We start from the raw sequence: 6,995 nt of genomic DNA on the forward strand, positions 1-6,995 counted from the left end.
AATGGCAGCCCCTACCGTCTCTGAGATCGCCCTGCGTCAACACCTCGACGCGTGGCTGTCTTCGGCGAGCCGGCAAGCGCGCACGCTGCTTGTGCGCGCGCAGCCCACATGGTCGGGACCGTCTGTGATTACGGTGCGCGACACCCCGGTGCGTGTTGTCGAGGGCGTGTCGGGATTGGCTGCTCTGGACGCGATGCGTACGGCGGTCCGGGATGAGGTCGTTGTTGTGCTCACGGCGCTGACCGAGCGTGAACTCGGGTCTGCCGTAGTACTCGACGCGCATCGTCAGCGCGTGAGCGAACTCGACGAGTGGAGAATGGTCCCCGGGATGTTCGGCGTTCGCGATCCGAGCGTGCCGCGCCATGTGAGCGACCTCGGGCCGTGGATGCCGGGACTGCTGATGTCGGTGCGGCCCGATCGAGGCTACCCGCCGGCCCCGGGCGCGTCCCTCACCCCCGATCACGTGGTGCGGGCGCTCATCGTGGCGCTCCTCGGGCTTGGCAGACTCGACGACCTCGAACTGGTCACGTGTCTGACGCCGCTCGACGATCCCGGCGTACGTGCGCGGCTTCGGGAGCTGGGCTCAGAGACCCGCGAGGCGCTTGTCCGCGCGGCATCCACTCACCTCGGCCCGGCCTTCGCACTCGCCTTGCGAGCAGCGGTCGGCGGCGGGCACGTGTCGGTGATCGCGGTCGGGTTGGTCTGCGGTGAGTTGTGGTCATCGGGCGAAGTGGCGCCCGATTCCGCCACTGTCGCGGCGCGCGCCCGGATCGAGCCCTACGTCGGCACCGGGGTATCCGCGGTCGCGGCACAGAGGGTCGGTGACGCGTCGCGGAGGTTGATCGGTCGGCTCCTGGACGATGTGCACGGTCGGGAGGTCCTCGAGCAGGCCGAGGCGCTGTGCGTCGAGCTGGACTGGGCGGCTGGCGCCGCGGCATCCGACGTCCTGCTCTCCGGCCTGCGTGCGCGTGTCGCCTCTCTCGGCGCCGCCATCGAAGCGGCCGCAGAGTCGGGCGCACCGGCTGACGCAGCCGAGGTTGATCGCGCCTTTGCGTCCGTAGGGCGGCACCAGGCAGCACCGACGATCGCGCGGTCGCTGCGAACGGCAGCGATGGCGGTTCGGCTGGTCCGCTGGCTGAGTGAGCCACGCACGTCTCCCGCCAACTTCGCGGAGGCGGTGCAGCGATATGCGACAGATGGTGCGTGGGTGGAGCGCGCACTCGGTGACATCTGGGATGGTGACAACGACCGGGGGCTGGCGCACGCGTACAGCCTGCTCGCCCCCGCCGTGCAACAAGCGCGCTGGGAACAGGATCAGGCCGCGGCCCGCCTGCTGACCGGCGCGATCGGCACGGACCCCGCGGTTCCCGGCGCTGAAGAACTTCTGGTGCACACGGTCGCACCGATGAGTGGTCAGCAGCTCGTGCTCTTCATCGTGCTCGACGGAATGAGCTTCGCGACCGCCACCGAGCTCGCCGCCGAGCTTCCCGAGCGCGGGTGGTCAGAACTCGTTCGCCCTGAGAGTCTGCAACGTGGGGCCGCCGTGGCGGTCTTGCCAACCATCACGGAGTACTCTCGGACGTCCCTGTTCGCGGGGGAGTTGCTCGCAGGCAATCAGCAGACCGAGAAGGCACGCTTTGCTGCGGCCGTCGGCGGAGTCGTCTTTCACAAGGATGATCTCCGATCGGATGCGGGGCACGCGCTCCCGCCCGCGGTTACGACCGCGATCGCCGACCCCGCACGCAGGATCGTCGGCGTCGTGCTCAACACCATCGACGACGCACTCGCGACCGCCGAAGTGGATGCGCTGCGGTGGCCTGTGAGTCAGATCGCAAACCTGCCCGCGCTGCTGGACGCGGCACGGGATGCGGGGCGCGTCGTCATCCTGACCTCGGACCACGGGCACGTGGTCGAACGCGGCAGTGAACTGCGCAGTGCATCCGGCGCGGCGGCTCGCTTCCGCGACCCATCCACAGGCCCAGTACAGCCCGACGAAGTGCTCGTGAGCGGCCCGCGCGTGCTCGTACCCGGAGGTGCGACTGTGCTGGCTGTGTCGGACGGAGTGCGGTTCGCGGCGAAGCGCGCCGGCTACCACGGTGGCGCCGCCCTCGCCGAGATCGCCATCCCGATCGTCGTCGCCAAGCCCAAGGGTGCGGCGAACCCTAGCGGCTGGGTCGAGGCGCCGCCGCAGGAGCCGGTGTGGTGGAACGAACCTGCACGGTCAGGAGCCGGCGGTGTTGCGCCAATCGGGCGCATTGCGCCCGTGAAGCGTCGAGTTCGCAAGCCCGTGGCGGAGGCTCCCGCGCTCTTCGAGGCGCTCCCGGAAGCGGGGGGGGACTCCTCGCCGACACTCGCCCTCGATGAGCAACTGGTCCGCAGCGAGACTTATCGCGAACGACAGGCCCGGGGGAGCCGGCATCCGATCGACGACCAGACTGTTCGTGCGATCGTAGCTGCGCTGGTGTCGGGTTCGGGCCGCGCGCACCGTGACACGGTCGCTGTAGCCGCCGGCGTCGCAGCGGCGTCGCTTCCGGGGGTGCTCGCGTCGCTGCGGCGGCTGCTGAACGTCGACGGGTACGCGGTCGTCGACGTCGACGCCGATCAGGTGACGGTGACGGTCGACGAGGCGCTGCTGCGCGAGCAGTTTGGGCTAGGGAGTCGGCCATGACCGCGGTGAGCCCACGACGCCGGCGCGAGATCGTCGACGCGCTGCGTCGCGGCACGGTGCCGCAGCGCGGGCTCGATGTTATGGCGGTCGGTCTTGATCGCTTCACGGCGGCGCTCGGCGACGAACTAGAAGGTGTCGCCGATGGAGGCGCCGTCTTCAAAGCGGTGCGCGGTGAGTATGGAGCGGGGAAGACGTTCTTCGCTCGGTGGGTTCTCGAGACGGCGAAGCAGCGGGGGTTCGCGACTGCCGAAGTGCAGATCTCAGAGACCGAGACGCCGCTGCACCGTTTGGAGACCATCTACCGCCGCGTCACCGAGAACCTCGCGACCGAGGCCACTGCGCCAAGCGCCTTTCGCGAGCTGATCGACGAGTGGCTGCGCGTGCTGGAAGAGGACGCTGTCGTCGCAGGCGTCAGTGCGACGGACCGCGACGCGCTCGCAGAGGGGACGCAACAGCTGCTCGAACAGCGGCTGGCCGTCGTGTCCCGAACGGCGCCCGCATTCGCCGCGGCACTGCGGGCTTATCACGCCGCCACAGTTCGCAGAGATGTCGAGACGGCCGACGGGCTCATCGCCTGGCTCGGCGGGCAGCCACACGTCGCCGCGGCAGTGCGCCGGGGTGCCGGCATCCGCGGCGATCTTGACCATTTCGGTGCGTTCGGATTCATCCAGGGTTTGCTTGCAGTGCTGCGTGACGCCGACTATCGGGGACTTGTTCTCGTGCTTGACGAGGTCGAGACGCTGCAGCGTGTGCGCAGTGACGTGCGCGAGAAGTCGCTCAACGCCCTGCGTCAGCTGCTGGACGAGGTGGATGCCGGGCGCTTCCCGGGTCTCTACGTGCTCATCACCGGAACGCCCGCATTTTTCGATGGCACTCAAGGTGTGCAGCGGCTGCCGCCGCTGGCTGCGCGCATCGGTGTTGACTTCAGCGGGGATCCCCGATGGGACAACCCTCGTGCCCCACAGGTGAGGCTGCTCGGATTCCAGCGAGAGAGCTTGATGGAGCTCGGGGATCGCGTGCGTGAGATCTACGCGAGCGGCAGCGCTGCGGCCGACCGCATCGACTCGCTGGTGACCGACGAGTATCTGGCGGGCCTCGCTGACACAATCGCCGGACGGCTGGGCGGAAAGGTCGGTGTCGCTCCGCGGCTCTATCTGCGGAAGCTCGTGGACACCCTCGACAAGGTCGAGCAGTTCCCTGAATTTCAGCCGCCCGCCCCGTCAGGAGCGGTCGTGGCGGACGGTGAGCTCAACGCCGACGAGCGCGCCGCCGTCGGTGGGATCGACAGCATCCAGCTCGATGTCTGAGAACTTAGATCTCACCGGTGCGCTGGAGTATCACGTTGCGAACACGCTCGGCTGGTACGACCTTCGACCGCTGCAGAAGGCATCGATCGAGCCTGTGCGGTCGGGCGCCGATTGCCTGTTGATCGCGCCGACGGCTGGTGGAAAGACCGAGGCCGCGGCCTTTCCGGTTCTGTCGCGGATGGTCGACGAAGGCTGGCAGGGGCTCAGCGTCATCTACGTCGCGCCGCTCAAGGCTCTACTCAACAACCTGCTGCCTCGGCTCGAGCAGTACACCGGGTGGCTCGGGCGGCGCGTCGCGTTGTGGCACGGGGACATCGGTGATGGAGAGCGTCGTCGGATTCTGAGCGATCCCCCGGACATCCTGCTGACGACGCCGGAGTCGCTCGAGGCGATGCTCGTCTCTCGGCGCGTGGAGCACCACCTTCTCTTCCGCTCGGTACGCGCGCTCATCGCCGACGAGGTGCATGCATTTGCAGCATCCGACCGCGGTTGGCACCTCGTCGCGGTGCTCGAGCGTCTGCAACGACTGTGCGGACAGCGCATTCAGCGGATCGGACTCTCGGCCACCCTCGGGAATCCGGATGACGTGCTTCGGTGGTTGCAGGGATCGAATGCGGATGTGGGCGCTCCGGCACGAGTGGTGGTCGGTGAAGGTGGTTCGTCAGTCGAGCCGGACGTCGCGCTCGACTTCGTGGGCTCGGTGGAGAACGCGGCCACTGTGCTGTCGCAGATGTTCCTCGGTGAGAAGCGGCTCGTGTTCTGCGAGTCGCGCTCACAGGCTGAAGAGCTCGCGTTCGCGTTGCGGAGCAACAGGGTCGAGACATACGTGTCGCACTCGTCGCTGTCCGTCGACGAGCGTCGGCGGAGCGAGCGCGCGTTTGCTGAAGGTCGCGACTGTGTGATCGTCGCGACCTCGACTCTCGAACTCGGCATAGACATCGGCGACCTTGACCGGATGATCCAGCTGGATTCGCCAAGGTCTGTTTCGTCGTTCCTCCAGCGGCTCGGGCGCACCGGGCGTCGTGCCGGGTCCACGCGAAACGCGCTCTTCCTCGCGACCGACAACGACACGCTGCTGCGTGCGGCCGGAATGCTGCATCTGTGGGGGACCGGGTTCGTGGAGCCGGTGGTTCCTCCGCCATCCCCTCGGCACATCGCCGCTCAGCAGCTGTTGGCACTTGCTCTGCAGGAGGGACGTTTCGCTCGGGCATCGTGGCACGAGTGGTGGGCAGGGTCGCACGTTATGGACGGCGCTGACGAAGTGCTCGAGTATCTCGTCGCGCAGGAGTTCCTTGTGGCAGATGGACCGTGGCTGTTCATCGGTCCGCGTGCCGAGAAAGAGTTCGGACGGCGGAACTTCCTGGAGCTTCTGTCGACATTCATCGCAGACCTCGAGATGAACGTGCTTGAGGGGCGCCGCGAGATTGGATCAATCGCGCCGCTGTCACTCACCACGCAGGTAATCGAAGGCAGGAAGCCGCTGCTGCTTGCCGGGCGAGCATGGATAGTCGATTCCATCGACTGGGATCGTCATGTCGTCGTGGTGCGCGAGGACCTCACGAAGGGCCGCGTCCGTTGGGGATCTGTGCCGATGCCCGAGTCATTCGAGATGGTGCGAGCGCGGCGCGACGTCCTGCTGGGGGCTGATCCTCCGGTGCGCCTGTCGCAACGCGCCGTGGCACGGCTCGCAGAAGTGCGGGCGCTCCGACGTCATCATGTGGTCGAAGACGGGCTGGTGGTGGAGCGTGGCGAGGATTCAGCGGTGCTGTGGGCGTTCGGCGGGTTGAAGGCACATTCGACGCTGCTCGCCGCGTTACCGCGTGGATTGGCTGATGCGGCCGCGGCGGACAACGAGGCAATCAGGTTTGTGCTGAGTCCCGACATGGGGAAACTGCACAGGTTGAGGGTTGACGAGGCGCTCCCTCAGGTCGCGCCGCAGACTGTCGAGGGACTGAAGTTCTCCGCAGCGCTTCCCGCTGGACTAGGCGCAGCGACCCTCGCCGAGCGACTTGCCGACCGACCAGGTGCGAGTCAGATCGTGGCGGCGGAGATCTGGTAGGTCGTGCTGGGCCATGGGCGCTCCAGCCGCATCCCCCACATTCGCCCGACTATCAGAGTCGCGCCGTGGAATAGGGCGGCCTCCGCGCCGGAGTCGCCACTCTGTGTTCGTTCTGTTCGGTCACGAGGTATCGCGCTGTACGCCGCTCCTGCGCTGTTGCAGCCCAGGGCAGGCGGCTAATCCAGGTCCCCAGACGATACATCCACCGGTGAGCCGTCCGAGGGGTGCCAACGCGTCCTCGCCTATTTGCAAAATGTGCGGCGTGCGCGTTTCACGAGCGTCTTGCGCGGCGGATAGGCTGCTGAACGGGTCTCACAATGGGGGAGAGAATGATTCCGCAGGTTTTAATGGGAATTAGCGCTGTCGCGCTGACCGCGCTCGGAATCCGATCAGCGGTCAAGTCGTCGAAAGAGACGGCGAAACGCCGCAGTACGCCCGTGGAGTGGGACACGAGATTCCCGGATGAAGCTTTCCGAGGCTTCGTCAACAACACCACGCGGAAACTTCCCCGAGTGATTTCTACTCACGTCGACGGGCTCATCGTTACCATTCACGTCAAATCGAATACCGGCCTGACCAGTTGGAAAGCCGAGGTGGACTTCTGTGACTACGGCCGTCTCACCGGCCAGCACTGGATCTCCTCGGAGAACTCGCAATCGCCCATTCCGCAGGCTCTCGCTGACGCCGTTGCGGCTGAAGTGCGGGCCAGGTACGCGACGCAAGCTCCGGTCACTTAGGCCTCGAGCAGCGACGTGCGCCCTTGGCTGTGACGCCCATGCGGCGCGGCATGCCGTGCGGCGAGATGGTCGAGATCACCAGACATCCCTCGCAATTCCGCCGTGCAAGCTCGATGACATTCGGGATCAGATTCACCTCAAGTTTGTCGAGCAGCACGCGTTCCGCTCGGGCGTGATGATGAGCGCTATCGTCCCGTCGTTTAGGAAGGGGCTTTGCGCGAAAG

The 6,995-nt window shown here is 66.8% G+C and carries 5 protein-coding genes; 4 read left to right on the forward strand and 1 reads right to left on the reverse strand.

The genetic code is table 11. The features are described 5' to 3' along the window. The first annotated feature begins 1 nt into the window (after position 1). From pglZ to P2P98_RS16575, 4 genes are all read left to right on the forward strand, one after another. Entirely contained in the window at positions 2-2,668 is a 2,667-nt protein-coding gene (pglZ, locus tag P2P98_RS16560; protein WP_275801359.1) for a BREX-2 system phosphatase PglZ, read from the forward strand. Next, positions 2,665-3,975, forward strand: coding sequence for a BREX system ATP-binding protein BrxD (gene brxD, locus P2P98_RS16565; RefSeq protein ID WP_275801360.1), 1,311 nt, complete (start codon positions 2,665-2,667; stop codon positions 3,973-3,975). Before pglZ ends, brxD begins: the two co-directional genes overlap by 4 nt. Continuing rightward, the gene (locus tag P2P98_RS16570) at positions 3,968-6,034 is read left to right on the forward strand and encodes a DEAD/DEAH box helicase (protein WP_275801361.1); all 2,067 of its coding nucleotides are present in this window, start codon (positions 3,968-3,970) and stop codon (positions 6,032-6,034) included. The genes brxD and P2P98_RS16570 overlap by 8 nt, the downstream gene beginning before the upstream one ends. Before the next feature lie 329 nt (positions 6,035-6,363). Beyond that, positions 6,364-6,771, forward strand: coding sequence for a hypothetical protein (locus tag P2P98_RS16575; RefSeq protein ID WP_275801362.1), 408 nt, complete (start codon positions 6,364-6,366; stop codon positions 6,769-6,771). On the opposite strand, the gene P2P98_RS16580 is transcribed toward P2P98_RS16575, so the two are convergent. Further along, the coding region (locus P2P98_RS16580) for a hypothetical protein (protein ID WP_275801363.1) at positions 6,764-6,995 on the reverse strand (232 nt) is incomplete at its 5' end. The two genes, P2P98_RS16575 and P2P98_RS16580, sit on opposite strands and share 8 nt — an antisense overlap.

Source organism: Microbacterium sp. Kw_RZR3, from assembly GCF_029222405.1.
In the GTDB taxonomy this organism is placed as follows: domain Bacteria; phylum Actinomycetota; class Actinomycetes; order Actinomycetales; family Microbacteriaceae; genus Microbacterium.